24 protein-coding genes are annotated in these 22,268 nt (G+C 62.3%); 14 read left to right on the top strand and 10 right to left on the bottom strand.

From position 1 onward, the window contains the following. The first annotated feature begins 223 nt into the window (after positions 1-223). On the top strand, positions 224-1,450 hold the full coding sequence (locus LQ231_RS08715) for an MFS transporter (RefSeq protein ID WP_230171053.1): 1,227 nt from the start codon (positions 224-226) through the stop codon (positions 1,448-1,450). On the opposite strand, the gene LQ231_RS08710 is transcribed toward LQ231_RS08715, so the two are convergent. Then, on the bottom strand, positions 1,439-1,840 hold the full coding sequence (locus LQ231_RS08710) for a helix-turn-helix domain-containing protein (RefSeq protein WP_230171052.1): 402 nt from the start codon (positions 1,838-1,840) through the stop codon (positions 1,439-1,441). The genes LQ231_RS08715 and LQ231_RS08710 overlap by 12 nt on opposite strands. A gap of 121 nt (positions 1,841-1,961) precedes the next feature. On the opposite strand from LQ231_RS08710, the gene LQ231_RS08705 reads away from it, so the two are divergent. After that, positions 1,962-2,984 (top strand): zinc-binding alcohol dehydrogenase family protein, encoded by a 1,023-nt coding sequence (locus tag LQ231_RS08705; protein WP_230171051.1) that lies wholly within the window; start codon positions 1,962-1,964, stop codon positions 2,982-2,984. 104 nt (positions 2,985-3,088) lie between these two features. Here the strand turns inward: LQ231_RS08705 and LQ231_RS08700 are convergent, their stop codons facing one another. After that, complete coding sequence (locus LQ231_RS08700) at positions 3,089-4,075, bottom strand: DMT family transporter (RefSeq protein ID WP_230171050.1); 987 nt, start codon at positions 4,073-4,075, stop codon at positions 3,089-3,091. A 122-nt stretch (positions 4,076-4,197) separates the two neighbouring features. Between LQ231_RS08700 and LQ231_RS08695 the strand changes: the two genes are divergently transcribed. Continuing rightward, on the top strand, positions 4,198-4,968 hold the full coding sequence (locus LQ231_RS08695) for a helix-turn-helix transcriptional regulator (protein WP_230171049.1): 771 nt from the start codon (positions 4,198-4,200) through the stop codon (positions 4,966-4,968). 3 nt (positions 4,969-4,971) lie between these two features. On the opposite strand, the gene LQ231_RS08690 is transcribed toward LQ231_RS08695, so the two are convergent. After that, the gene (locus LQ231_RS08690; protein WP_113140799.1) at positions 4,972-5,586 is read right to left on the bottom strand and encodes a L,D-transpeptidase; all 615 of its coding nucleotides are present in this window, start codon (positions 5,584-5,586) and stop codon (positions 4,972-4,974) included. A gap of 173 nt (positions 5,587-5,759) precedes the next feature. Here LQ231_RS08690 and LQ231_RS08685 point away from each other — a divergent pair, with 173 nt between their 5' ends. Continuing rightward, positions 5,760-5,966 carry a type II toxin-antitoxin system VapB family antitoxin gene (locus tag LQ231_RS08685; RefSeq protein ID WP_230171048.1) on the top strand — a complete coding sequence of 69 codons (207 nt, stop codon included), beginning with the start codon at positions 5,760-5,762 and terminating at the stop codon, positions 5,964-5,966. 36 nt (positions 5,967-6,002) lie between these two features. Here the strand turns inward: LQ231_RS08685 and LQ231_RS08680 are convergent, their stop codons facing one another. The 3 genes from LQ231_RS08680 to LQ231_RS08670 form a co-directional block, all read right to left on the bottom strand. After that, a complete protein-coding gene (locus tag LQ231_RS08680) occupies positions 6,003-6,518 on the bottom strand; it encodes a GNAT family N-acetyltransferase (RefSeq protein WP_230171047.1) in 516 nt (171 codons plus the stop codon). Between the two features lie 61 nt (positions 6,519-6,579). Beyond that, positions 6,580-8,241 carry an electron transfer flavoprotein-ubiquinone oxidoreductase gene (locus LQ231_RS08675; protein WP_230171046.1) on the bottom strand — a complete coding sequence of 554 codons (1,662 nt, stop codon included), beginning with the start codon at positions 8,239-8,241 and terminating at the stop codon, positions 6,580-6,582. A 197-nt stretch (positions 8,242-8,438) separates the two neighbouring features. Beyond that, on the bottom strand, positions 8,439-9,302 hold the full coding sequence (locus LQ231_RS08670; RefSeq protein WP_230171045.1) for a DMT family transporter: 864 nt from the start codon (positions 9,300-9,302) through the stop codon (positions 8,439-8,441). Positions 9,303-9,430: 128 nt separating this feature from the next. Here LQ231_RS08670 and LQ231_RS08665 point away from each other — a divergent pair, with 128 nt between their 5' ends. The 5 genes from LQ231_RS08665 to LQ231_RS08645 all read left to right on the top strand — a co-directional run bounded on the left by LQ231_RS08665 (position 9,431) and on the right by LQ231_RS08645 (position 14,717). Further along, complete coding sequence (locus LQ231_RS08665) at positions 9,431-10,855, top strand: PLP-dependent aminotransferase family protein (protein WP_230171044.1); 1,425 nt, start codon at positions 9,431-9,433, stop codon at positions 10,853-10,855. Positions 10,856-11,044: 189 nt separating this feature from the next. After that, entirely contained in the window at positions 11,045-11,956 is a 912-nt protein-coding gene (locus LQ231_RS08660) for an NAD(P)-dependent oxidoreductase (protein ID WP_230171043.1), read from the top strand. A 76-nt stretch (positions 11,957-12,032) separates the two neighbouring features. Then, entirely contained in the window at positions 12,033-13,430 is a 1,398-nt protein-coding gene (locus LQ231_RS08655; RefSeq protein WP_230171042.1) for an FAD-binding oxidoreductase, read from the top strand. Positions 13,431-13,537: 107 nt separating this feature from the next. After that, positions 13,538-14,323 carry an SDR family oxidoreductase gene (locus tag LQ231_RS08650; protein WP_230171041.1) on the top strand — a complete coding sequence of 262 codons (786 nt, stop codon included), beginning with the start codon at positions 13,538-13,540 and terminating at the stop codon, positions 14,321-14,323. A gap of 193 nt (positions 14,324-14,516) precedes the next feature. Further along, positions 14,517-14,717: a hypothetical protein gene (locus tag LQ231_RS08645; RefSeq protein WP_230171040.1), complete on the top strand. Its 201-nt coding sequence runs from the start codon at positions 14,517-14,519 to the stop codon at positions 14,715-14,717. A gap of 22 nt (positions 14,718-14,739) precedes the next feature. On the opposite strand, the gene LQ231_RS08640 is transcribed toward LQ231_RS08645, so the two are convergent. Both LQ231_RS08640 and LQ231_RS08635 read right to left on the bottom strand, forming a co-directional pair. Further along, positions 14,740-15,090: a HepT-like ribonuclease domain-containing protein gene (locus LQ231_RS08640; RefSeq protein WP_230171039.1), complete on the bottom strand. Its 351-nt coding sequence runs from the start codon at positions 15,088-15,090 to the stop codon at positions 14,740-14,742. Next, the gene (locus LQ231_RS08635) at positions 15,090-15,389 is read right to left on the bottom strand and encodes a nucleotidyltransferase domain-containing protein (RefSeq protein WP_159952948.1); all 300 of its coding nucleotides are present in this window, start codon (positions 15,387-15,389) and stop codon (positions 15,090-15,092) included. The genes LQ231_RS08640 and LQ231_RS08635 overlap by 1 nt, the downstream gene beginning before the upstream one ends. A gap of 229 nt (positions 15,390-15,618) precedes the next feature. Here LQ231_RS08635 and LQ231_RS08630 point away from each other — a divergent pair, with 229 nt between their 5' ends. The 4 genes from LQ231_RS08630 (at position 15,619) to LQ231_RS08615 (ending at position 18,636) form a co-directional block, all read left to right on the top strand. Then, on the top strand, positions 15,619-16,911 hold the full coding sequence (locus tag LQ231_RS08630; RefSeq protein WP_230171038.1) for an Hsp70 family protein: 1,293 nt from the start codon (positions 15,619-15,621) through the stop codon (positions 16,909-16,911). Between the two features lie 76 nt (positions 16,912-16,987). After that, on the top strand, positions 16,988-17,869 hold the full coding sequence (locus LQ231_RS08625) for a uracil-DNA glycosylase family protein (RefSeq protein WP_230171037.1): 882 nt from the start codon (positions 16,988-16,990) through the stop codon (positions 17,867-17,869). A 142-nt stretch (positions 17,870-18,011) separates the two neighbouring features. Further along, the gene (locus LQ231_RS08620; RefSeq protein WP_230171036.1) at positions 18,012-18,203 is read left to right on the top strand and encodes a hypothetical protein; all 192 of its coding nucleotides are present in this window, start codon (positions 18,012-18,014) and stop codon (positions 18,201-18,203) included. A gap of 274 nt (positions 18,204-18,477) precedes the next feature. After that, positions 18,478-18,636, top strand: coding sequence for a hypothetical protein (locus LQ231_RS08615; RefSeq protein ID WP_162742588.1), 159 nt, complete (start codon positions 18,478-18,480; stop codon positions 18,634-18,636). A gap of 95 nt (positions 18,637-18,731) precedes the next feature. On the opposite strand, the gene LQ231_RS08610 is transcribed toward LQ231_RS08615, so the two are convergent. Beyond that, complete coding sequence (locus LQ231_RS08610) at positions 18,732-19,628, bottom strand: hypothetical protein (RefSeq protein WP_230171035.1); 897 nt, start codon at positions 19,626-19,628, stop codon at positions 18,732-18,734. Between the two features lie 375 nt (positions 19,629-20,003). On the opposite strand from LQ231_RS08610, the gene LQ231_RS08605 reads away from it, so the two are divergent. After that, positions 20,004-21,254, top strand: a complete 1,251-nt coding sequence (locus LQ231_RS08605) for an MFS transporter (protein ID WP_230173297.1) — start codon at positions 20,004-20,006, stop codon at positions 21,252-21,254. A gap of 12 nt (positions 21,255-21,266) precedes the next feature. Here LQ231_RS08605 and LQ231_RS08600 read toward each other — a convergent pair whose 3' ends face one another. Beyond that, positions 21,267-22,205 carry a DMT family transporter gene (locus LQ231_RS08600; RefSeq protein ID WP_230171034.1) on the bottom strand — a complete coding sequence of 313 codons (939 nt, stop codon included), beginning with the start codon at positions 22,203-22,205 and terminating at the stop codon, positions 21,267-21,269. Positions 22,206-22,268: the final 63 nt, after the last annotated feature.

Raw genomic sequence — 22,268 nt, 5'->3', positions numbered from 1 at the left:
CCTTCGACAACGCGCCATTTCGGCAAATGTTTCCTTATCGCAACAGATCGCGTCCGATCGGGTAAAATTCAAGGGCACGGACAAAAGCCTTTGCCGCAGTGCACACTGATATGATAAATAACAATTCTGCCTCTGCTTCGGTCCATCACGGATCGCCTTCCCTTCCCTGCTTCTGATGAAGCCTTTTGCGCCGTCGCTCCCGGTCGGCGCCTGTGGTATTTTGATGACCGATTGCACGACCGCCGACCGTTCCCTCGCCGACAGCCGGGTCGATCCGGCGCAGCTGGCACCCGCCACCATCCTGCTGATCGAAATTGCGCTGGCCGCCGGCGGCTTTGGCATAGGCACCGGCGAATTCGTCATCATGGGCCTGTTGCCGGAAGTCGCCACCACCTACCAGGTCAGCGTGCCGGAGGCCGGCAATGTCATCAGCGCCTATGCGCTCGGCGTGGTCATCGGCGCACCCATCATCGCGGCCCTTGCCGCCAAGCTGCCGCGCAAGACCTTGCTGCTGATGCTGATGGGCCTGTTTGCCATCGGCAATTTCGCCAGCGCCATGGCGCCCGGTTTCCTCTCCTTCACCGCATTGCGCTTCATCACCGGCCTGCCGCATGGCGCCTATTTTGGTGTCGCGGCGCTTGTTGCCGCCTCGATGGCGCCGCCGCACAGGCGGGTTCGCGCCGTTGGCCGCGTCATGCTCGGATTGACCATTGCCACGCTGATCGGCACGCCGATCGCGACCTTCCTCGGCCAGATGATGAGCTGGCGGGCGGCCTTCTTCATGGTGGCGGCCATCGCCTGGCTTACGGTGGCGCTGATTGCGATCTACCTGCCCAGGGATGAAGTGGCGGAAGGCGCCAGCATCCGCCGCGAACTGAGCGCCTTCGGGCGCCTGCAGGTCTGGCTCTCGCTTGCCGTGGCCGCCGTCGGCTTTGGCGGCATGTTTTCGATCTTCAGCTATATCGCCAAGACGACAACCGACACCGCAGGACTGCCGACCGCCATGGTCGCCGTCGTGCTGGCGCTGTTCGGGATCGGCATGAATGTTGGCAATGTGCTGGGCTCGCGCATGGCCGACTATTCACTCAACGGGACGATCGGCGGCGTGCTCGCCTTCAATGTCGTGCTGATGGCGATCTTCTCGCTCACGGCCCACAACCCGGTCATGCTGTGCATCTGCGTTTTCCTCACCGGCTGCGGCTTTGCCGCCTGTCCGGCCGTGCAGACCCGCCTGATGGATGTGGCAGCCGATGCCCAGACGCTGGCAGCCGCCACCAACCATTCGGCCTTCAACATCGCCAATGCGATCGGCGCCTGGCTCGGCGGCATGGTGATTGCAGCGGGCTACGGCTACGGCGCGACCGGCTTTGTCGGCGCCGTGCTGTCGGCGCTCGGCCTCATGATCTTCCTGGTTTCGGTAGCGCTGGAAAAACGCACGTCACGCGGCTGACGCAGCCTGCGGGACGTCATCGGGATGGACCACGCGCTGCGTGCCGTCCTCGCAGACAATGTGGCGGCTTCCCCACTGCTCAAGCGCCTGGATCACCGGACGCATGCTGTGACCAAGCGCGGTCAGCCCGTAGTCGACCCGCGGCGGAACGACAGGAAAGACCGTGCGCGTCACCAATCCCTGCTCCTCGAGTTCACGCAGCTGCTTGGTCAGCATTCTTTGGGTGACGGCGGGCAATCTGCGGCGCAACTCGCTGAAACGCAGGCTGCTGTCGGCGATCAGCAGGTGGTAAAGGATGACACCTTTCCATTTTCCATCGATAAAGCCGAGCGTCGTCTCCACTGGGCAACCCGGGAAGTGGGTGTTCATCTTCGCCCGCGGCTTTGACATTGACGGTATCCTTTTGGGTAGTAAGGGCCTATTTTGTGCCTATAGACACAATTTGTGCATTCTTGCGCTGTTCAAGCCTACGTCGTTAAACGGCGCTGTGCAAACTTGACAGGAGACCTTCATGCGCGCCATCGGTTTTTACGCTCCGCAGCCCATTACATCCGACACAGCCCTGGTCGATCTCGACCTGCCCACGCCCGAGGCCCATGGTCACGACCTGTTGGTTGCCGTCAAGGCCATCTCGGTCAACCCGGTCGACACCAAGGTCCGCCGCAGTCATCAGCCGCCGGACGGCCAGCCGCGGATCCTCGGCTATGATGCGGCCGGCGTGGTGACCGCCGTCGGACCCGAGGTCACACTCTTCCAGCCCGGCGACGCCGTCTATTATGCCGGCGCCATCGGTCGCCCCGGAACCAACGCGGAATATCATCTTGTCGACGAGCGGATTGTCGGGATGAAGCCGCAGAGCCTGAGCTTTGCCGAGGCGGCGGCATTGCCGCTGACCGCAATCACCGCTTATGAGGCGCTGTTCGACCGGCTGCGGGTCGATCAGCCGGTGCCGGGTGCTGCCCGGGTGTTGCTGATCACCGGCGGCGCCGGCGGCGTCGGCTCGATCGCGATCCAGCTCGCCAAGCAACTGACCGACTTGACGGTTGTTGCGACGGCGTCGCGCCCGGAAACGGCCGATTGGGCCAAGTCGCTCGGGGCCGACCATGTCATCGATCACAGCAAGCCGCTTGCGGCGGAATATGCAGCACTGGGCATCGGCGCTCCCGGCTTCATCTTTTCCATCACGCACAGCGTCCAGCATCGGCTTGATCTGGCCGAGATCATCGCGCCTCAAGGACGTCTGGTGCTGATCGACGACTTCGATCAGGCGTTTGATATCATGGCCTTCAAGTCGAAGGCCGTGTCGCTGATTTGGGAATTGATGTTTACCCGCTCGATCTACGGGACACCGGACATGATCGAGCAACACAAACTGCTGAACCATGTCGCCCAGCTGGTCGACAGCGGCGCCCTGCGGACGACCCTCAACACCGTTCTCGGCCCAATCAATGCCGCCACCTTGAAGGAGGCGCATGCGCAGGTCGAAAGCGGTCGCATGCGGGGCAAGGTCGTGCTCGAAGGCTTTGCCGACTGACGACGCCCAAGGCGAGCCACTGTCCCATGCGTGGCGGCTCGCTGCGACAAGCCCCATCGTTGACGACACGCGTCACGACAGTCGCCAGCTGCCCTGACTGCCGATCACCGGCTGCGCCAGTCCCGTCGCCGGTCGAGCGCGGCGCCTTGAGAAAGCGGATCCCTGGCCGCGGCGTCGAGACCCTGGCCCGACGGCTGGCGCATGCCGATCGCCACGCCGGCCAGCGCCATGCCGCCGCCGACCAGATGGAAAAACGCCAGCGTTTCTCCGAGCAGCAACCATGCCAGCGCCGCCACCAGCAGTGGCAGCAGGTTGATATAAAGTGCGCTGCGGGCAGCCCCCAATTCACGCACGGTAATCATCCAGCAGAACGGAGCCAGAAGCGATGTCGGGATCGCGGCAAACAGGACCAGTGGTAGGTTCTGTTGCGTGAGCGGACTGATGTCGCTGAGCAGCCAGAGCGGCAACAGGAAAGCCGTGGCCACGGCGATCTGACACCAGATCTGCTGCCACATCGGCAATGGCAGCGCCCAGCGCTTGAGCAAGACGCCATAGAAGGAATTGGCAATAATTGCGACGATCATCAGCGCGTCGCCGATATGAAGGCCGCCCGCCAGCAACCGAACCGGGTCACCGTGTGAAATCAGATAGATAACACCCAGCAGCGACAGAATTCCACCAAGGATTCGCGAACGGGTCAGCCGTTCGCCGGCGAAAGCGGATGCCAGGAAAATGGCGATCAGCGGCATCAGCGCTGCCAGAAGCCCCATGTTGAGCGCCGTCGTGGTCTTGGCGGCCTCATAGGCAAGGCTCTGGTAGATCACCATGCCCAGCATGCCGAGAACGGCCAGTTTCGGCCAGAGCCGGAGCGCCACCCGGCGATTGCCCCAAAGGCCGCGCATGACAAAAGGCGTCAGCAGCACCAGGGCAATCAGCCAGCGATAGAACGCGATCGAGGCCGGTTCGATCAAGCCCGCCGATGCCTTGGTGACGATCGTATTGCCCGACCATATCAACATGGTCAGCAATGGCATCAGGGCAAGGTAGAAGCCACCGCTTGTCCTATCTGTCCGCTGCGCGTGAGCTGTCATCTTGCATGCCTTCATCTTCGGAACCGCAAATCCTGATGGCGGCGATCATCGCACCATGCTCTAGCAGACGTCCTGATTTCGTTATATAATGAATTTAAGACACAAAATTGCGGAGAACGGCCATGCTTTATGCGCATGAAGGGATTGACGGCGAGCCACCCCGGCCGGTGTCCTTCCGGACCGTCCGCTACAAAGGCGGCACCGGTTTCCCCCTCAAGCGTCAGGTGTGGGGCGAACTGAACTACGCCCTGCAAGGGATCGCCCAGATCAATATCGAAGGCGTGCGCTTCCTGTCGCCGCCGCAATACGCCATCTGGATCCCGCCGGGTTTCGAACATGACGCCAGCAACCCGCAGGACGTGCTCTATGTGACGACCCATATCGCCGCCGAGCTTTGCGCGGATCTGCCGCAGCAACCCTGCACACTGGATCTGAGCGCCCTGTTGAAAGCGGTTCTCGCCGATTTCGACCAGCGCGGCATCCGCCATCCCCGCGCGCCGGAAGATCTGCGGCTGGCCATGGTGATCGTCGACCAGGTGCGGGCAGCGCGCCATTTTGTGCAATATCTGCCGACCACCGACGATGTCTTGCTGGGGCCCGTGTTCGGCCAATTGCAGCAAGCGCCGGGCGACAAGCGCTCGGCTGCCGAATGGGCACGAAGCGCCGGCACCACCGAACGCACGCTGTCGCGCCGCTGCCAGGAGGTGCTTGGCATGTCATTCAACGACTGGCGCCAGCGCCTCAGGCTGCTGACAGCCCTTGCGCTGCTGGACGAGGGAGAAAGCGTGCATCAGGTGGCGGAACGGCTGGGCTACAGCAACCCTTCCGCCTTTATCGCGATGTTCCGGCGCTTGACCGGTACCAGCCCGTCACAGATGCGCAAGCGCCCCTAGATCTTAAGCCTGCAGCACGACGACCTTGTCGCCGACACTGGTGCGGGCATAGAGGTCGATGACATCGTGGTTCATCATGCGCACGCAGCCGGACGACATGGCCTCGCCGATTGACCAGGGCTGGTTGGTGCCGTGCAGGCGGAACAGCGTGTCGTTGCCGCCGCGATAGAGATACATGGCGCGGGCGCCAAGCGGATTGTTCGGGCCACCCGGCAGACCGCCGGCATATTTCAGGTTCTTTTCCGGATCCCGGCGGATCATGTTCGGCGTCGGCGTCCAGGTCGGCCATTCCGCCTTGCGGCCGATATAGGCATTGCCGGCCAGCGCATAACCGTTGCGGCCGACACCGATGCCGTAGCGCATGGCGCGACCGTCACCCAGCACGTAGTAGAGCCGGCGTCCGGGCGTATCGACCACCACCGTTCCAGCCGAATAGGCAGTCTCGTAGGCCACTTCCTGACGGCGCAGTTCCGGCTTGATCTTGTCGAGCGGCACCTTCTTCAAGGGAAAAGGCTCGGTCGTCACGTCGCCATACATGGCCTGCTGGTTCGGAACGGCCTGGCAGCCGGCAATGAAGAGTGGCAGGCCAAGCAACAGACCGCGGCGGGAAATGGTCATGGATCAAACGTCCTCGGAGATGATTCTTCTGCCGAGAAGCCTAGGAAATTTATGGTTAATGCCCGGTTAAATCCGGAGGTGCGGATTAAGATCAGTGGCAGAATGAAGGCGGGGCCTGCGTTGTTGGTGTCACGCGAAGATGCTAGAATTAAAGCCTGCCAAAGGAAGTGACCATGCGCACGACGGTCACCATTGACGACGATTTGCTTGCCGCCGCAAAGGATTATACGGGAATTTTCCGGACGTCAGCCGTACTCAGGGAGGCGCTGACTGCCCTTGTGCAAAGGGAAGCTGCGCACAGACTGGCTTTGCTCGGTGGCATCGCGCCCGACCTTGATCGGCCATCTCGGCGGCAGCTTGGGCCGGATGATCCGAACTGACCTTGGTTGGGTGCCGATGACGCAGCGGGCTCAGTCTCATGAGAGGACCATTTCCATCGCGCAGCGGCGTGCCGGATCGAGTCCTTTGGCGACTTCTTCCCGCAAAAGCTGCGTCAGCCTCGCCGGCATCTCTGTCTCTTCGATAATCTGGAACCTTAGCTTTGCGTAGAATGGCGCGTTGAAATCCGCCAAGCGATCCGTGGTCAATGTCACCGTGGCGACACCTCGAAGTCGAGCCTGCTCTATCATCGTCTGCATGAGGCATCTGCCGATTCCTCGACGCTGCATATCTGGATCGACATCCATCTCGGCAACATGGACAGCACCATCCTCCGTCTCGTAACCGCCCACATAGCCGACAGGCCGCCCCGCGAGGTCGAAGGCGGCGAAAAGAAGCCCCTGGTCGAAAAAATGCATCAGATCCTCATCCGAACTGGCGACGGGCACACCTCGCACAGCGCCTGCGGCTAGAAGTGTCCGGAATGCCTGCAATTCGATATTGCGCAGTTGGGAAAAGTGTTGTGGGCCGGCAGATTGAATCCGAAAGTCCATGTTCATGTCCAAGCAAGTCGGGACTCAGAAGAAAGGCGGCCTCTCGGCCGCCCCTCTCTTATCACATATTCGGATAAACCGGCCCCTCGCCGCCCTGGGGCGGCACCCAGGTGATGTTCTGGTTGGGGTCCTTGATGTCGCAGGTCTTGCAGTGCACGCAGTTCTGGGCGTTGATGACGAAGACGTCCTCGCCGTCCTTCTCCACCCATTCATAGACGCCGGCCGGACAGTAGCGCGTCGACGGACCGGCATAGACGCCGAGTTCGGAGCGCTTCTGCAGGTCCATATCCTTGACCTTGAGATGGACCGGCTGGTCCTCCTCATGGTTGGTGTTGGACAGGAAGACCGAGGACAGGCGGTCGAAGGTCAGAACGCCATCCGGCTTCGGATAGGCGATCGGCTTGTGCTTGGCCGCAGGCTCCAGCGACTGGGCGTCGGTCTTGCCGTGTTTCAGGGTGAAGGGCGAGGTGCCGAAAATCTGGTTGATCCACATGTCGAGGCCGCCGAGCGCGACGCCGAGCACGGTGCCGAGCTTCGACCACAAGGGCTTGACGTTGCGCACGCGCTTGAGGTCGCGGCCGATATCGGTCGAGCGCCATGCGTTCTCGATCTCGATCGGCTCGTCATTGGCGCGGCCATTGGCAATGGCGTCTGCGATCTTGTCGGCCGCCAGCATGCCCGACAGCACGGCATTATGGCTGCCCTTGATGCGCGGCACGTTGACGAGACCGGCGGAACAGCCGATCAGCGCGCCGCCCGGGAAGGACAGCTTCGGCACCGACTGGTAGCCGCCCTCGGTGATGGCACGGGCGCCATAGGACAGTCGCTTCGCCCCTTCGAAGGTCTTGGCGATCGCCGGATGGGTCTTGAAACGCTGGAATTCCTCGAAGGGATAAAGATAGGGGTTCTTGTAGTTCAGGTGCACGACGAAACCGACGGCGACCATATTGTCTTCGAGATGGTAGAGGAAGGAGCCGCCGCCGGTCTTCATGCCGAGCGGCCAACCGAAAGAATGCTGCACGAGACCCGGCTTGTGATGCTCGGGCTTGACCTGCCAGAGCTCCTTCAGACCAATCCCGTATTTCTGCACGTCTCTGTCCTTCGACAGATCGAACTTTTCGATCAGCTGCTTGGCCAGCGATCCGCGCACGCCCTCGCCGATCAGCACATATTTGCCGATGAGCTCCATGCCGCGGGTATAGGCCGGACCCGGCTCGCCGTTCTTCTCGATGCCCATGTCGCCGGTGGCCACGCCAATCACGGCACCTTCGTCATTGTAGAGCACTTCGGTTGCGGCAAAGCCCGGATAGATCTCAACACCCAGCGCTTCGGCATGGGTGGCGAGCCATCGACAGACATTGCCAAGCGAGACGATGTAGTTGCCGTGATTGTTCATCAGCGGCGGCATGGCGAAATTCGGCAGGCGGACGGAACCAGCCGGGCCGAGCAGCAGGAACTGGTCGTCCGTGACCGGGGTCTTGAACGGATGATCGGCCTCATTGCGCCAGTCGGGCAGCAGCTTGTCGATGCCGATCGGGTCGACCACGGCGCCCGAGAGAATATGTGCACCGACTTCGGCACCCTTTTCCAGCACGACGACGGTCAGATCCGGATTGACCTGTTTCAGTCGGATCGCTGCCGACAGACCGGCCGGGCCAGCGCCCACGATCACGACGTCGAATTCCATGCTTTCGCGTTCCGGCAGTTCCATCTCAGTGCTCATCGTCATTCCTCCGCGCGGCGGTTCTTTGCGCCTACCTCCTTGACAAAACCCAACCAGATTGTCGAGCCGAAGCGCGACACCACAGGCGCAAATTCCGGCAGGGGGCTATGAAGGACAAGAATATCTGACGTGCACGTAAGCGTCAATCGTGGAAACCGGCGAGCGGGTGTGGCGGGTCTGTCTGACTGGCCGCCGCCTTACCTGGCGAAGCGTTTCGCGCCGGCGACACACAGCACGATTGCAGCCGTGCTGGCGACCATGCCGAAACTCACCGGCTCGTGCAGCAGCACGGCGGCAAGGGCCAGGCCGAAAAACGGCTGCAGCAGTTGCAGCTGGCCGACGGCGGCGATGCCTCCGAGCGCCAGGCCGCGATACCAGAAGACAAAACCGACCAGCATGCTGAACACCGAGACATAGGCGAGCCCGAGCCATGCCGGCATGGTGATCGCCTGCCAGGAGCCGGGCACGGTCAGCAAAGCAAGCGCCAGCATCACCGGCAGCGACAGCAGCAAAGCCCAAGAAATCACCTGCCAGCCACCAAGCCGGCGCGACAGTTTGGCGCCTTCAGCATAGCCAAGTCCGCAGAGCACAATGGCTGCGATCATCATGAGATCGCCCATGCTTGACGTCGCGTCACCGGTGACCAAGGCGAAACCAGCAACAATGGCGCTGCCGAGACCGGAAAACAGCCAGAACAACGGTTTCGGCCGTTCGCCGCCGCGCATGACCGCAAAAATTGCCGTCATCAGCGGCAGCAGACCGACAAAAACCACCGAATGCGCCGCGGTGATGGTCTGCAGCGCCCAAGCGGTCAACAGCGGAAAGCCGATGACAACGCCGAGCGCAACGATGGCGAGCGAGACGAGGTCCTGGCGCGCGGGCCGCTTCTGGCGCCAGAGGACCAGCAGGGCCGCGGCCAGAAGGGCTGCGATCACGGCGCGTGCCGAGGTCAGGAACAGCGGTGAAAAGCCGCCGACCGCAATGCGGGTCGCCGGCAGTGATCCGCTGAAGATCAGCACGCCGAGCAGACCACTGCCCCAGCCGTCCATGGATGTTTTCATTTGTCCTCGCTTTCTGCACCCGTCCTAGGTCGAGCGCGCTGGCGATAACAGAAACAGTTCAATACAATTTGGCAAAACTGTATTGGTCAATTCACAATACAGATCATCCTTGTCGAGGAACATTCAGCATGGACAGCAAGACGCGCACGGGCGAGGTGATGGCAGCCATCCGGCAAAGGATCGCCGGCCGCGTGCTCGGTTCCGGCGACCGCCTGCCCTCCATCCGCAGCTTTGCCGGCACAATGGGCGTTTCCCCCTCCACCGTGGTCGAGGCTTATGACCGCCTGGCGGCGGAAGGCCTGATCCGGGCGCAACGCGGTTCGGGCTTTTATGTCTCGACCAGCGCCTCGACCAGCGCAATGGCGCCGCTGAAGCTCGCCGAGGCTACGGCACCGCTCGACCGGGCGGTCGATCCGTTCTGGGTTTCCCGTCAGTCGCTCGATGCCGATGCCGCGGTGCTGAAGCCCGGCTGCGGCTGGCTGCCGGCGGCATGGATGCCGAACACGGCACTCCGGCGCGCGCTGCGCAGCCTGTCGCGCGCCGATGATGCCCTGCTGTCGGACTACGGCAATACGCGCGGTCCGCTTCTTCTGCGCCGGCTGCTGCTGTCCCGTTTTGCCGAAGACGGCATTCAGGCCTCGCCCGACCAGGTGTTGCTGACCGGTTCCGGCACCCAGGCGCTCGACCTGTTATGCAGGTTCCTGCTTCGGCCCGGCGATACGGTGCTGATCGACGATCCTTGTTACTTCAATTTCCAGGCGCTGCTGCGCGCCCACCGGGTCAGGATCGTCGGCGTGCCCTATACCACCACCGGGCCTGATGTCGCCGCCTTCGAGGCCGTGCTTGCCGCCGAAAAACCGTGCCTCTACATCACCAATTCCGCCCTGCACAACCCGACCGGGGCGACGCTTTCGCCGCAGGTCGCGCACCGCCTGCTGAACGCGGCGGCACTTCACGACCTGACGATCATCGAAGACGATATCTTTGCCGATTTCGAGCCCGAACCATCGTCACGGCTGGCAGCGCTCGACGGCTTGAACCGCGTCATCCGCATCGGCAGCTTTTCCAAGACGCTGTCGTCGTCGGTGCGCTGCGGTTACATTGCGTGCCGACCGGACTGGATCGAGGCGCTTGTCGACCTGCAGGTTGCCACCAATTTCGGCGGGCCAAGCCCGGTCGCGGCCGCCCTGATCCTCGAGGTGCTTGCCGGCGGCAGCTATCGCAAACATATGGAAGAGCTGCGCCAGAAGCTGGTGCGCACGCGGCGCCAGACAGCCGAGCGTTTGCAGTATCTCGGCATTGCGCCATGGCACATGCCGCGCGGCGGTTTCTACCTCTGGTGCCGGCTGCCGGACGCGGTGGATTCGGCCGAACTGGCGCAGTCGGCCCTGGCAAAAGGCGTGGTCCTTGCGCCCGGCAATGTCTTCAGCGTAACGCAATCGGCCGGCGCCTTCATGCGCTTCAATGTCGCCCATTGCCAGGATCCGGCCGTGTATGGGGTGCTGTCAGGGGCAATTGAGACCTTGCGCACTCACCACTATCATCAAACCTGACGAACGGCTCCAGGTCTCATGATAATCGCGGAGACCTCTTCGGGCACCGCCAACACGTCGCCCACGCAGAAAAAACGTGTCCGCCTGTTCTGCCTGCGCCACATCGCGTCGCCTGCCAAATTCTGCCTTTGAACGCGCCTTCGCTTTGTCGCACTCTCTCTACCAAACGCCACAGGAGACAAGCAGGACATGGCCATCACATACGGTTTCATCGGTCTCGGCCATCTCGGCCGGCATCTGGCGGGCAGCCTGGTCAGGGCCGGATTTGACGTCACGGTCCACGATCTCGACCCAGGCAACGCGATAGACCTTCTCGCCAATGGCGCCCGCTGGGCGGATGATCCACAGGCCGTGGCGCAAGCGGTCGATGCCGTAATCACCTGCCTGCCCTCGCCGCGCGTCAGCGAGCGCGTGCTGACCGGCGAGCGCGGCATCCTCAAAGGTCTGAAGCCCGGCGGAACCTGGATCGAGATGAGCACGCTCGACGAGCAGGAGGTGCTGAGACTGGGCAAGATCGCCGCCGATCACGACGTGCGCATGCTCGAGGCACCAGTGACGGGCGGCGTGCATCTGGCCGCCTCCGGCGAGATCACTGTGATCACCGGCGGCGATGCCGACCTGCACGCGCTGCACCTGCCGGCCTTCGAAGCGATGGGAAACAAGATCTTCCGCGCCGGCCCGCTCGGCAAGGCCTCGGTGATCAAGGTGATCACCAACATGCTCGCCTTCATCCACCTGATCGCCACCGGCGAGGCGCTGATGCTCGCCAAAAAAGGCGGCATCGACCTGACCGACGCCTTCAACATCATCAAGGCCTCCTCGGGCAACAGCTTCGTGCACGAGACCGAGGGCCAGGTAATCCTGAACGGCAGCTACAACATCAATTTCACCATGGACCTCGCCGTCAAGGATCTCGGTTTTGCGCTCGGCTTCGGCCGCGACTACGGCGTGCCGCTCGACCTTGCCTCACATGCTCTGCAGACCTTCATCCGCGCCCGCTCCACCTATGGCGGCGACGCCTGGTCGTCGCAGGTGGTCAAGCTGCTCGAGGATGCGACCGGCACGGACCTGCGCGCGCCGGGCTTTCCGGCGGAACTCTGAGGCGGTCGGCTTCGATCTCTTGCGACGGCGGGATTTTCACGGCAAGAAGCGGGCAACGCAAGTCCGGATACCCACAATGCCGCAGATTCCCACCCCGCTCCAGATCGCCGGTTCGCTGGCGACCTTCCATCCAGATCTGCGGCTCATCGGACCCGATGCCCTGGCCGGTCGCCATCCGGGAGAGCATGAGGACAATCTCGGCGCTGGCGTGGTTGCACAGCCCGCAACCACGGCTGCCGTCATGGCGCTCATCGACTGGTGTCGCCAAAACGGCGTTTCGATCGTGCCTCAGGGCGGCCTCAGCGGATTGGTCGGCGGAGGCGTGAGCGATGCAGGCCAGGTGATCCTGTCCTCGATCCGGCTCAACCGGATCATCGCCGTTCATCTGGAGGAGGAGACGGTGGAGGTAGAGGCCGGCGTGACGCTCGAAGCTCTGCAGGCCGCACTCGCGCCGCATGGCCTGACCACCGGTATCGACCTCGGCTCACGCGGCAGTGCCACGATCGGCGGCATGGTGTCGACCAATGCCGGCGGCATCCTCGCCTTCCGCAACGGCGTGATGCGCCACCAGATCCTCGGGCTCGAGGCTGTTCTTCCTTCCGGCGCGCTGTTCAGCGACATGACGCGCGTGGTCAAGGTATCGGCCGGACCGGACCTCAAGCAGTTGTTCATCGGCGGCGAAGGCGCATTCGGTTTCGTCACGAAAGTAGTGATGAAGGTCGAACCTCTGCGCCCCCATCGCGCCGTCGCCCTGCTCGGCGTGGCGGATGCCGGCCGGGCGCTGCAGGTCGCGGCGCGCCTCAGGCGACACGGCGCGCTGGTGCTCGAGGCCGCGGAAATGATGTGGCCGCGTTATCTGCGCGACCATGCGGCGCTGAAAGGCTTCGACCTGTCATGGCTCGAAGACGACGCTGCCGTGCTCCTGGTCGAGATTTCGGCGCAGAGCGCGGACCACGCGACCACGCGTCTCGAAGACGAACTCGCGGCAATCTGGGACGAGGCGGATATCAAGGGCGCAATCGTCGCCCAATCGTCGGAGCAGGCGCGGCGGTTCTGGGACCTGCGCGAAGACTCCGGCTTCTATTTTTCAGCTTTTCCGCAGGCGCCGTCCTTCGACGTCTCCCTGCCGCCGACGCTCGTCGATGGCTATGTCGTCGAGATCACCAGCCGACTGCGATCCATCGGCATCGGCTATGACGCCTATATCTACGGTCATATCGCCGACGGCAATCTGCATATCGCGCTGGCCACGCCCGGTCCTCTGCCGTCCGACACCAAGCAGCTTGTCGAAGACGTGGTCTATCACGGCATCACCGCCTGTGGCGGCAGTTTTTCTGCCGAACACGGCGTCGGACTGGACAAGCGGCAGGCCTATCTCGCCCACGCAGATCCCGGAAAACAGGCGCTGGCGCGGCAGTTGAAGAGCTTGCTCGATCCGGGCGGCCTGTTCAATCGGGGCAAGGTGCCGTTCTGATCAACGGTTGCCGACGGAGGTTGGGCTTCCGTCCGGCATCATCGCCCGATAGACTGTGCACGAAACATTTGCCTTAGACCACATTTGCATCAGACAAGGACATCGCCATGGATCTCGGTATTGCCGGTAAACGCGCCCTCGTACTCGCCGCCTCGCGCGGCCTTGGCCTCGGCATTGCCAAGGCGCTTGCGGCTGAGGGGGTGCATGTGCTGATCTGCGGCCGCACGGAAGAAAAGCTCAAGGCCAATGTCGCGGCGATCGTGGCTGCCGGCGGCAAGGCGGACTATGTCGTGGCCGATCTCGCCGACGCGCATTTCGTCGATACCATGCTTTCGGCCGTGCATCACAAGCTCGGCGGCATCGACATCCTGGTCAACAATACCGGCGGCCCGACGCCCGGGACTGTCGAGGACATGGATGCGGAAAAACTCTACAACTTCTTCCAGTCGATGGTGGTGCGCGTCATCACGCTGACCAATGCGCTGGTGCCGCTGATGAAGACGCAAGGCTTCGGCCGCATCCTCACCGTCGCCTCGTCCGGCGTCTTCGAACCGATCCCGAACCTTGCACTGTCCAACACGTTGCGTGGCGCACTGGTCGGCTGGAACAAGACGCTCTCGTCGGAAGTCGCGTCTTATGGCGTCACCGCCAACATGATCCTGCCCGGCCGCATCCATACCGACCGCATCGACGAACTCGACGGCGCCAATGCCAAGCGCAGCGGCAAGTCGCTGGAGGAGATCCGCTCCGCCTCGGTCAAGTCGATCCCGGCACAGAGGCTCGGCACCGTCGAGGAATTCGGCGCGGCCGGAGCGTTCCTCTGCTCGGCCCAGGCAAGCTACATCACCGGCACGATGTTGCGCGTCGATGGTGGCGCGGCGAAATCGAACTGACGGCATCTACGGCAGAGGCGGACATGGCGCAGCCGGTGCCCGCCTTCGCTGAAAACCCACTGAGTTCGATGTGTTCGACGGGCACCTGTCGCCTGCATCATTGTCGCGCCGGCAGGCGAAATTCGGCGCTCTGGCGCCTTTGTCACGTCATTGCTATGCTTGTCCGGCCCCTCTTGTTCCGGAGAACCACGTCATGGCCGTCATTCGTATCGTGTTGCAGGTCATCTCAGTCCTTGCCGTCCTGATCGGCCTGATCTGGATCGGCCAGGGAACCGGCCTCTTCCCCTATCCAGCCTCCAGTTTCATGATCAACCAGACGCCCTGGATCCTGCGCGGCGCGATTCTCGCAGCCATCGGGGTGGCCGCCCTCCTGTTCATCCGGCCGCGGCGCTAGAAATCGGCGGCATCGATGCTCCTTATCCTGCCTGATCGGCAAGCATTTTGTCGATCACGACGGAAAGTCTGGGCAAGCTGACGGTCACTGTTCGCCAGAGGGTCCGCGGTTCAACCCTCTCGTACTCGTGACGCAGAAGATTGCCGATCGATCGCACCGCATGCCATTCGATCTGCGGATAGGAATCCAGCATATCGATGGGCAGGGCCTTGGCCGCCTCGGAAATGATCAGCAGCCCTCTTTCGGCTGCCCTTATCTGCACAATATCTGCGGCAAAAGATTCAAAGGACACATCGTGGAACGTTGGCAGAATCCAATCGAGCTCATCGCGTATATGCCGTAACCGAAGCAAAGGCGCTTTCGAGGCCGACATCAGAAGACCCGCACGGCTTCACGCTCCACGGCAGCCCGAATATAAGCCGAGAGACCATTGCGCGTGACATATCCTATTTCGCTGCCGCCAAGCGCTTGCTGGATATCGCGATAGGCTCCCATGAAGTTTTCGAGGTCATAAAACCGATCGTTGGCAGGATCGACAAAGACATCGACATCGCTGCCTTGCCGGGCCTCGTCGCGCGCATGCGAACCATAGAGATACAGGGCTGCCACCCCGTGCGCGCGGATTTGCGGCTCGGCGGCTTTGAGACGGGCAATAGCGACATCACGCTTCATGGACGCCAGAATACTGCCACAAGGCGCGTTTGTCACGGAGGCGAACCGCGTGTAGATCGCAGGACCCCGGCTGAGATAGGCCCGGCCCACTCGCAATGCAGCATTTTCGCTTGCCCTTCAGCCACCCCTGTGGCATCAGGCGCGCTTTCCCGTGCCCGGCCAGACGCCCGGGCCATGTGCCGGCCCGACCGGCATTCTCTGACAGCACAATGATAAGGGAGCGGCGGCCATGGCACACGCGCTTGGGCTCGATTTCGGCACGACCAATACGGTAATCGCGCAGGCTGAAAACCGCGAGCAGACCCATTCGATCCGCTATACCTCGCCGGCCGGCACGTCCGACAGCATGCGCACCGCGCTCTCCTTCCTGAAGGACCGCCAGCTCGGCGCAGGCGTGCTGAAAGTCGAGGCCGGACAGGCCGCCATCCGCACCTTCATCGACAATCCCGGCGAATGCCGCTTCCTGCAGTCGATCAAGACCTTTGCCGCGTCTGCCGTGTTCCAGGGCACGCTGGTGCATGCGCGGCGCTTCCAGTTCGAAGACCTGATGGAAGTTTTCCTCAAGCGCCTCGAAGCCTATGCCGGCGACGGCTGGCCGAGCGACGCGAAACGGCTGGTTGCCGGGCGCCCGGTGCATTTTGCCGGCGCCAGCGCCGATCCGGCACTCGCCACCACCCGCTACAACGAAGCGCTGTCGCGGCTCGGCTTTCCCGAGATCCATTATGTCTATGAGCCGGTTGCCGCCGCCTTCTACTTTGCCCAGAACCTGAAACAGGACGCCACCGTCCTTGTCGCCGACTTCGGCGGCGGCACAACCGACTTCTCGCTGGTGCGCTTCGAGACCCATGGCGGCAAGCTGTCGGCCAAGCCGATCGGCCATTCCGGCGTCGGCATTGCCGGCGACCAGTTCGATGCACGCATCATCGATCATCTGGTGGCGCCCGAAATCGGCAAGGGCAGCCAGTTCAAGAGCTTCGGCAAGCTGCTCGACGTACCGAGCAACTACTATCTGTCGTTTTCGCGCTGGAACCAGCTGTCGGTGTTCAAGACGATGAAGGAATTCACCGATCTGCAGTCGCTGGTGCGCCAGGCCGTCGAGCCGGACAAACTCGAGCTGTTCATCGAACTGATCGAACATGACGAGGGCTACCCGCTCTATCAGGCGGTGTCGGCCACCAAAATGGCACTATCATCGGCCGACGAAGCGGATTTCCGCTTCGCACCGCTTGGCAAGGCCGGGGAAAAGCGTGTCACCCGCGCCGAGTTCGAAGGCTGGATCGCCGAGGACCTGACACGCATGGAGACAGCGCTCGACCAGTTGCTGACCGAGACCCAGACGGCTGCCGGCGAGATCGACAAGGTCTTCCTGACCGGCGGCACATCCTTCGTGCCGGCCGTGCGCGATATCTTCAAGCGGCGCTTCGCCGCCGACAAGATCGAAACCGGCGGCGAGCTCGTGTCGATTGCCCATGGTCTGGCGCTGATCGGCGAGCGCGACGACATCAGCCAATGGACAGCCTGAGGGCTATCGCGTCTGGCAGGCTTCTGGCGGCGGAATCGGTTTGCATTCCAACGGCGGGCAAGGCTAGAACAGTGCCATGATCCAAGCCCGTGACATGACGCATGCCGAACTGGCCGCGCTTTTGCATTTTCATGCGGAAGCGGGTGTTGAGTGGCTGGTCGAAGACGCGCCGATCGACAGGATTGCCGCCTTTGCCGCGGAGAAAACGGCGCGCCAGGCAGCCCGGGCGGTGCCGGAGCCGCAGGCGGCCGCATCTGCGCAGACGCAGCGCGGCACGTCATCCAACGAACGCCAGGCGGCGCGGCCAGCACCCTCGCTGTCCTCCGCCCTGCCCGCCATTCCCGACGAAAACGCCGTGGCGGAAGCCCGCTTTGCCGCTGAAAGCGCGCGTTCGCTCACGGAATTGAAGACGGCGATCGAAAGCTTTGCCAGCTGCAACCTCAAAACCAGCGCCCGCTCGACCATCTCGGCAACCGGCGGAGCCGCATCCGGGATCATGCTGATCGGACCGATGCCCAATGCCGATGACGACCGCGAGGGACAGGCCTTTTCCGGCCGTGCGGGGCTGCTGCTCGACCGCATGCTCGCCGCCATCGGCCAGACCCGCGAGACAGTGACGATCTCCACAATCATCCCGTGGCGGCCACCCGGAGACCGCATGCCATCCGTGCCGGAATGTGCGATCTGCCGGCCGTTCATCGAACGACAGATCGCGCTCGCCGCGCCGAAACAGGTTCTGGTGCTCGGAAATTTTGCCGCGCGATTCTTCTTTGGCGAGAGCGGCACGATCCATGCGCTGCGCGGCCAGTGGCGCTCACTCGGCGCCGGCGGCCATGCGGTTCAATCCATGGCAACCCTGCATCCGCAGGAGCTGTTGACCGCGCCGGCCAGCAAGGCATTGGCCTGGCAGGATCTTTTGGCGTTTTCCGCACGGATGAATACCGGCGACGCTGATTAAAAAAGCGCCATTATTAAAGAAATATGAAATAAGCCATGCGTTTAACGCAATGCAGCAACGCACTTTGTGATCTTGCCGAATCCATGCTGCACTGCGATATCTGATATCGAAAGGGAGGACGTGCTTAACAAGGAATTTCACCGTGAGCCTTCGCACACGCCCGATCCATTGCAAGTTTGAAACCGTGCGTCTCGCCGGAGAATATGCACGGACAAGCAACCCCTATCACCGCGGTGCAGCGCTTGCCGCCTGCGAGCAACTGAGCGCCCGGTTCACCGACGCCAACGGCCGCATCGCCCGCCCGTCCACCGTGTTTGCCGACTTCCGCGCCTGAACCTTCTGGCACCGTCGCCGATAACTATGCCGCGCGTCAGATCTGACACGCCGATCACGCCGATCACGCCGATCACGCCGAAAGGCGTTTGATCCTCAGCCGACTTCGCGTCAATCCCCATCATTCTACATTGCAGGAAGCGCATTTGCGCCCGGTGCCCCATGTCTGCGCAGGATGCATGGCAGGGTCACCGATTTGTGCATTGCACAAACGGTTCAGCCATGAACTAATATAGGCATTGAAGCTGATATGCGTTCACAGCAGAGGACTAGCCATGACCCTTTCGTTCCATCCCGTCCGCAGCCTGCGCCAGGTCGTCCATCAGATCGGCCACGCGGTCAACGCCTCGGCCGAATATTCCCATGCCGCCCGCCAGCGTCAGGCCGCGCTGTCGCGTGGTGAACGTCCGGCGGTTCAGCCGCTGGCCTTCTGATAGATCCGACCGTTCAGGACAGCCAAGGCATAAAACCGGGCCGCTGACGCAACTGCCAGGCTGTGCAAGCAAGTCGGCGAACCTGCGCCTGGGGCTTACCCTTCGCCGACCGCCATCAGTTGCGGCTCAGGCTTTGCCACGCAGACTGGTCCACAAATCATTTCGTAGGCGTGGTCGACGATCGAGAACTTGACCGCTTGCCAGCCACAATATTCGGCGAGAAAGTCTGCGTTGAGCAGATACCGGCTCTTCGCCTTGTCCGACCACGCGAGGCAACCGGTGTCGACCGCGCGGCGCAGAAGACGCTGAAGATGCGTTCTTGAGATCATGAATTGTTCGGCCATCTGGCGGGCATCGATGCGACCGATGTCATAACCCTCGGTGCCGGGAGACAATTCGATCGCCCGGCGGATCAGATCGTCCATGACCAGACCGCCAGCCTCGGTCCAGAGAAACAGCGCCACGCGGGGTGGCGGCTCAAGCCAGCGCGGATCAAGGCAGGCCCGTCTGGCGATCTGCGGCTGGATACGATGCATCAGTGTCGGCTCGTCCATGACGCGTGCCACACGCCCCGCGCCGTCGAGGCGATCGAGGACCGACAGATTGGCCAGCACCCAGCGATACATTGCCGCATAGGAAACCTCGGTTGCCTCATAGCGGCGCGGACGTCGGTTGCTTTCTCCGGCAATGCGCAGGAAGCGATAGCTGAGCAGCTGGTCGAGGAAGTTCAGCACTGTGTTGCGGCTCGCCGCATTGCTGGAGGTGATGATCTCGCGCAGGTTCGTTGTCGTCAGCCCGCTGCCGGGCTGGTTGGGGTCGTATTCCAGCTGCAGGGCGAAAGCGGCCTGACTCAACAGCCAGCGCTGATGCGAGGCCAGCATGCGAGACAGGCGCGGGCTTTCATCAAACTGGGCGCGAAGCGTAGCGGCGAACACCTGCAACGCTTCGATAAAACCGGGATGGCCGGTAACGTCGTCAACCTTCAAAGCCATCGGCAATCTCCGACCGCCGACGCTTCACGGGCTCGTCCGCCATGCAATCGGCCCAGCCTGTCCCCGCGCGAACCATTTCGGCACAATGCAAGGATCATGGTTCCGCAAGGAACCGCGCGCCGGAGCATTGGAGTTTGTTCGAAACGCATGGAACCCCTTCGGCTCTACAGAATTTCCCGCAAGTGAAGTCCACCCTCTGGGAATTTATAGTATCGTAAATGAAATCGTATCGGCTTTTCAATCAATTATTCCCAGGCCCTTATGACAATACGTGAAACGACGTAGAGGCTTTGCGTCGCAACACGTCGCAATCGACAGTTCACGCAAGACCGAATATTGGCAGAGTTCGTTTTCCATGATGCGATAGGTATCCCATTGCTCAATAGCCTCGCTTCGATCACCACCCTGATGTTCTCGACCCTGCTGATGATGGCGGGTTTCGGCCTGATGGGGTTCATGCTGCCGATCCGCTCGATCAGCGAGGGCTGGTCCACCTTCACCATTTCCGTCATCGCCACGGGCTACACCTTCGGCTTCACGGTGTCTTGCATCGTCACGCCGATCTTCGTGCGCCGGGTCGGGCATGTGCGGGTGTTCGGGGCGCTCATCACCCTGCTCACCGTCTCCATCCTGCTCTGCGCGCTGGTGGTCGAATGGTGGGCCTGGATGATCTTCCGCGGACTGTCCGGATTTGCCATTGCCGGCGCCTATCTGCTGATCGAGAGCTGGCTGAACGAACGGGTCAACAATGCCAATCGCGGCGCCCTGTTTTCGGTCTACATGGTCACCTGCCTCGTCGGCTCGATCGGCGGCCAGTATATCGTGCCTCTCGGCAATCCGGACGGGCCGGAACTGTTCATGGTCTGCGCTCTGATCTTCTCGCTGGCGCTGTTTCCTGTGGCGCTGTCGACCGCCCAGTCGCCCACCCCGATCGCCGAGGCCAAGTTCGACCTGAAGCGGCTCTATCGCCGCTCGCCGCTCGCCTTCTTCGGCTCGCTGCTCTCCGGCGCCCTCTCGGGCACCTGGGGCAGCCTTGGCGGCGTCTATTCGCAGAATATCGGCATGAACACCACCGAAGGCGCGACGCTGCTCGCCGCCCTGCTCGCTGGCGGCGCGATATCGCAGGTGCCGATCGGCCGGCTCTCGGACCGGATCGATCGTCGACTGGTGATGATCGGTGCCGGCATCTTCGGCGTTCTGGCCTGCCTGATGATGACGATGTTCGATGCCGACAATGCGGTCGCGGTCTATATCGCCGGTTTCTTCATCGGCACCGTTCTCTATCCGGTCTATTCGCTCAATGTCGCCCATGCCAATGACCTGGCCGAACCGGATGAATATGTGACGCTGTCGAGCGCAATCATGATCCTCTATGGCCTCGGCACCGTCACTGGACCGGTGATGGCAGGTTCGCTGATGCAATGGCTTGGACCGGGCGCTCTCATCTGGTTCCTGGCAACCGCCTTTGCGCTCTATGCGAGCTATGCCGGCTGGCGCATTTCACGCCGGCCAGACAGCGGCAACCAGGCCGACAAGACCGACTTCCTCGCCGTGGCCCTGCCGATGCAGGGCACCGACGTCACCGGTTCGCCGAACACGCCGGACCCGGACGAAAGGCCGCGCTGAAACACAGGCCGATCAGCCCTGCGGGGTCGAGGCCTTGCGTGCCGCGCGGCGCTCAAGGCCGAGCCGGTGCTCGCGGAAGATGATGAAGATCCCGGCGCCGACAACGATCGCAGCCCCGATCAGCGTCGTCGATGTCGGGACATCGTCGAACAGGATATAGGCAATCACCGAGCCCATGATGATCGAACAGTATTCGAACGGAGCGATTGTCGAGACATCGGCAAAACGATAGCTCTCGGTCAGCAGGATCTGCCCCAGACCGCCGCAGAAACCGGCAATCGCCAGGAGGCCAAGAGCGGTCCAGGACAGCTCGGCCCAGCCGAAGAACCAGGTGCAGGCCGACAGCAATGCGGCGATGACCGAAAAGAACAGCACGATCGTTGATGTCTTTTCCACCCGCACCAGTTGGCGCACCTGCAGCATCGCGGCAGCGCCCAACATTGCGGCGACCAGAACGGCAATCGCCCCGAAGGCCTGCTCCGATCCCATGCTGCTGTCACCAAACAGGCTCAGTTTCGGCAGCGATATGATCAGCACCCCGACCATGCCGACCACGACCGCCGTCCAGCGGTAAAGCCGAACCGTTTCGCCGAGAAAGATCGCGGCAAACACAACGGCAATCAGCGGCATGGCATAACCGATGGCGATCGAATCCGGCAGCGGCAGATGCACCAGGCCGTAGAAGCCTGCGCCCATGGCAAACACGCCGAGAAGCGCGCGCTTGACATGGCCGAACGGGTTGTCGGTCTGCAGCGCCTGGCGCAATTCACCGCGCCAGCCGAGATAGAGCAGGATCGGCAGTATGGCGAAGGCGGACCGATGGAAGCTGATCTGGCCTGCCGGAATGCCTGTACCTGCAAGCTTGATGCAGGTTTGCATGCCGACGAAGACGGTGACGGAACAGATTTTCAGGATAATGCCGCGAAGCGGATCAGGGTCGGCAAATGCCATGATGCTCTTACTAACGTATCGATCGAAATTCGGGGCGGCGGAGAACGGCGACCGGAAGGCTTT

The sequence above is a fragment of the Rhizobium sp. CECT 9324 genome, assembly GCF_918741265.1.
Classification (GTDB): Bacteria; Pseudomonadota; Alphaproteobacteria; order Rhizobiales; family Rhizobiaceae; genus Allorhizobium.
Note: the sequence above shows the minus strand (reverse complement) of the source record. Positions and strands in the feature narration are given on the sequence as shown.

Bases quoted from the DNA above. Each gene is read 5' to 3' on its own strand.
- LQ231_RS08715 (WP_230171053.1), top strand. From the start codon at position 224: ATGACCGATTGCACGACCGCCGACCGTTCCCTCGCCGACAGCCGGGTC.
- LQ231_RS08600 (WP_230171034.1), bottom strand. From the start codon at position 22,205: ATGGCATTTGCCGACCCTGATCCGCTTCGCGGCATTATCCTGAAAATC.
- LQ231_RS08660 (WP_230171043.1), top strand. From the start codon at position 11,045: ATGGCCATCACATACGGTTTCATCGGTCTCGGCCATCTCGGCCGGCAT.
- LQ231_RS08640 (WP_230171039.1), bottom strand. From the start codon at position 15,090: ATGTCGGCCTCGAAAGCGCCTTTGCTTCGGTTACGGCATATACGCGAT.
- LQ231_RS08625 (WP_230171037.1), top strand. From the start codon at position 16,988: ATGATCCAAGCCCGTGACATGACGCATGCCGAACTGGCCGCGCTTTTG.
- LQ231_RS08690 (WP_113140799.1), bottom strand. From the start codon at position 5,586: ATGACCATTTCCCGCCGCGGTCTGTTGCTTGGCCTGCCACTCTTCATT.
- LQ231_RS08645 (WP_230171040.1), top strand. From the start codon at position 14,517: ATGGCCGTCATTCGTATCGTGTTGCAGGTCATCTCAGTCCTTGCCGTC.
- LQ231_RS08650 (WP_230171041.1), top strand. From the start codon at position 13,538: ATGGATCTCGGTATTGCCGGTAAACGCGCCCTCGTACTCGCCGCCTCG.
- LQ231_RS08665 (WP_230171044.1), top strand. From the start codon at position 9,431: ATGGACAGCAAGACGCGCACGGGCGAGGTGATGGCAGCCATCCGGCAA.
- LQ231_RS08685 (WP_230171048.1), top strand. From the start codon at position 5,760: ATGCGCACGACGGTCACCATTGACGACGATTTGCTTGCCGCCGCAAAG.
- LQ231_RS08615 (WP_162742588.1), top strand. From the start codon at position 18,478: ATGACCCTTTCGTTCCATCCCGTCCGCAGCCTGCGCCAGGTCGTCCAT.
- LQ231_RS08630 (WP_230171038.1), top strand. From the start codon at position 15,619: ATGGCACACGCGCTTGGGCTCGATTTCGGCACGACCAATACGGTAATC.
- LQ231_RS08695 (WP_230171049.1), top strand. From the start codon at position 4,198: ATGCTTTATGCGCATGAAGGGATTGACGGCGAGCCACCCCGGCCGGTG.
- LQ231_RS08610 (WP_230171035.1), bottom strand. From the start codon at position 19,628: ATGGCTTTGAAGGTTGACGACGTTACCGGCCATCCCGGTTTTATCGAA.
- LQ231_RS08705 (WP_230171051.1), top strand. From the start codon at position 1,962: ATGCGCGCCATCGGTTTTTACGCTCCGCAGCCCATTACATCCGACACA.
- LQ231_RS08675 (WP_230171046.1), bottom strand. From the start codon at position 8,241: ATGAGCACTGAGATGGAACTGCCGGAACGCGAAAGCATGGAATTCGAC.
- LQ231_RS08655 (WP_230171042.1), top strand. From the start codon at position 12,033: ATGCCGCAGATTCCCACCCCGCTCCAGATCGCCGGTTCGCTGGCGACC.
- LQ231_RS08700 (WP_230171050.1), bottom strand. From the start codon at position 4,075: ATGACAGCTCACGCGCAGCGGACAGATAGGACAAGCGGTGGCTTCTAC.
- LQ231_RS08680 (WP_230171047.1), bottom strand. From the start codon at position 6,518: ATGGACTTTCGGATTCAATCTGCCGGCCCACAACACTTTTCCCAACTG.
- LQ231_RS08710 (WP_230171052.1), bottom strand. From the start codon at position 1,840: ATGTCAAAGCCGCGGGCGAAGATGAACACCCACTTCCCGGGTTGCCCA.
- LQ231_RS08670 (WP_230171045.1), bottom strand. From the start codon at position 9,302: ATGAAAACATCCATGGACGGCTGGGGCAGTGGTCTGCTCGGCGTGCTG.
- LQ231_RS08635 (WP_159952948.1), bottom strand. From the start codon at position 15,389: ATGAAGCGTGATGTCGCTATTGCCCGTCTCAAAGCCGCCGAGCCGCAA.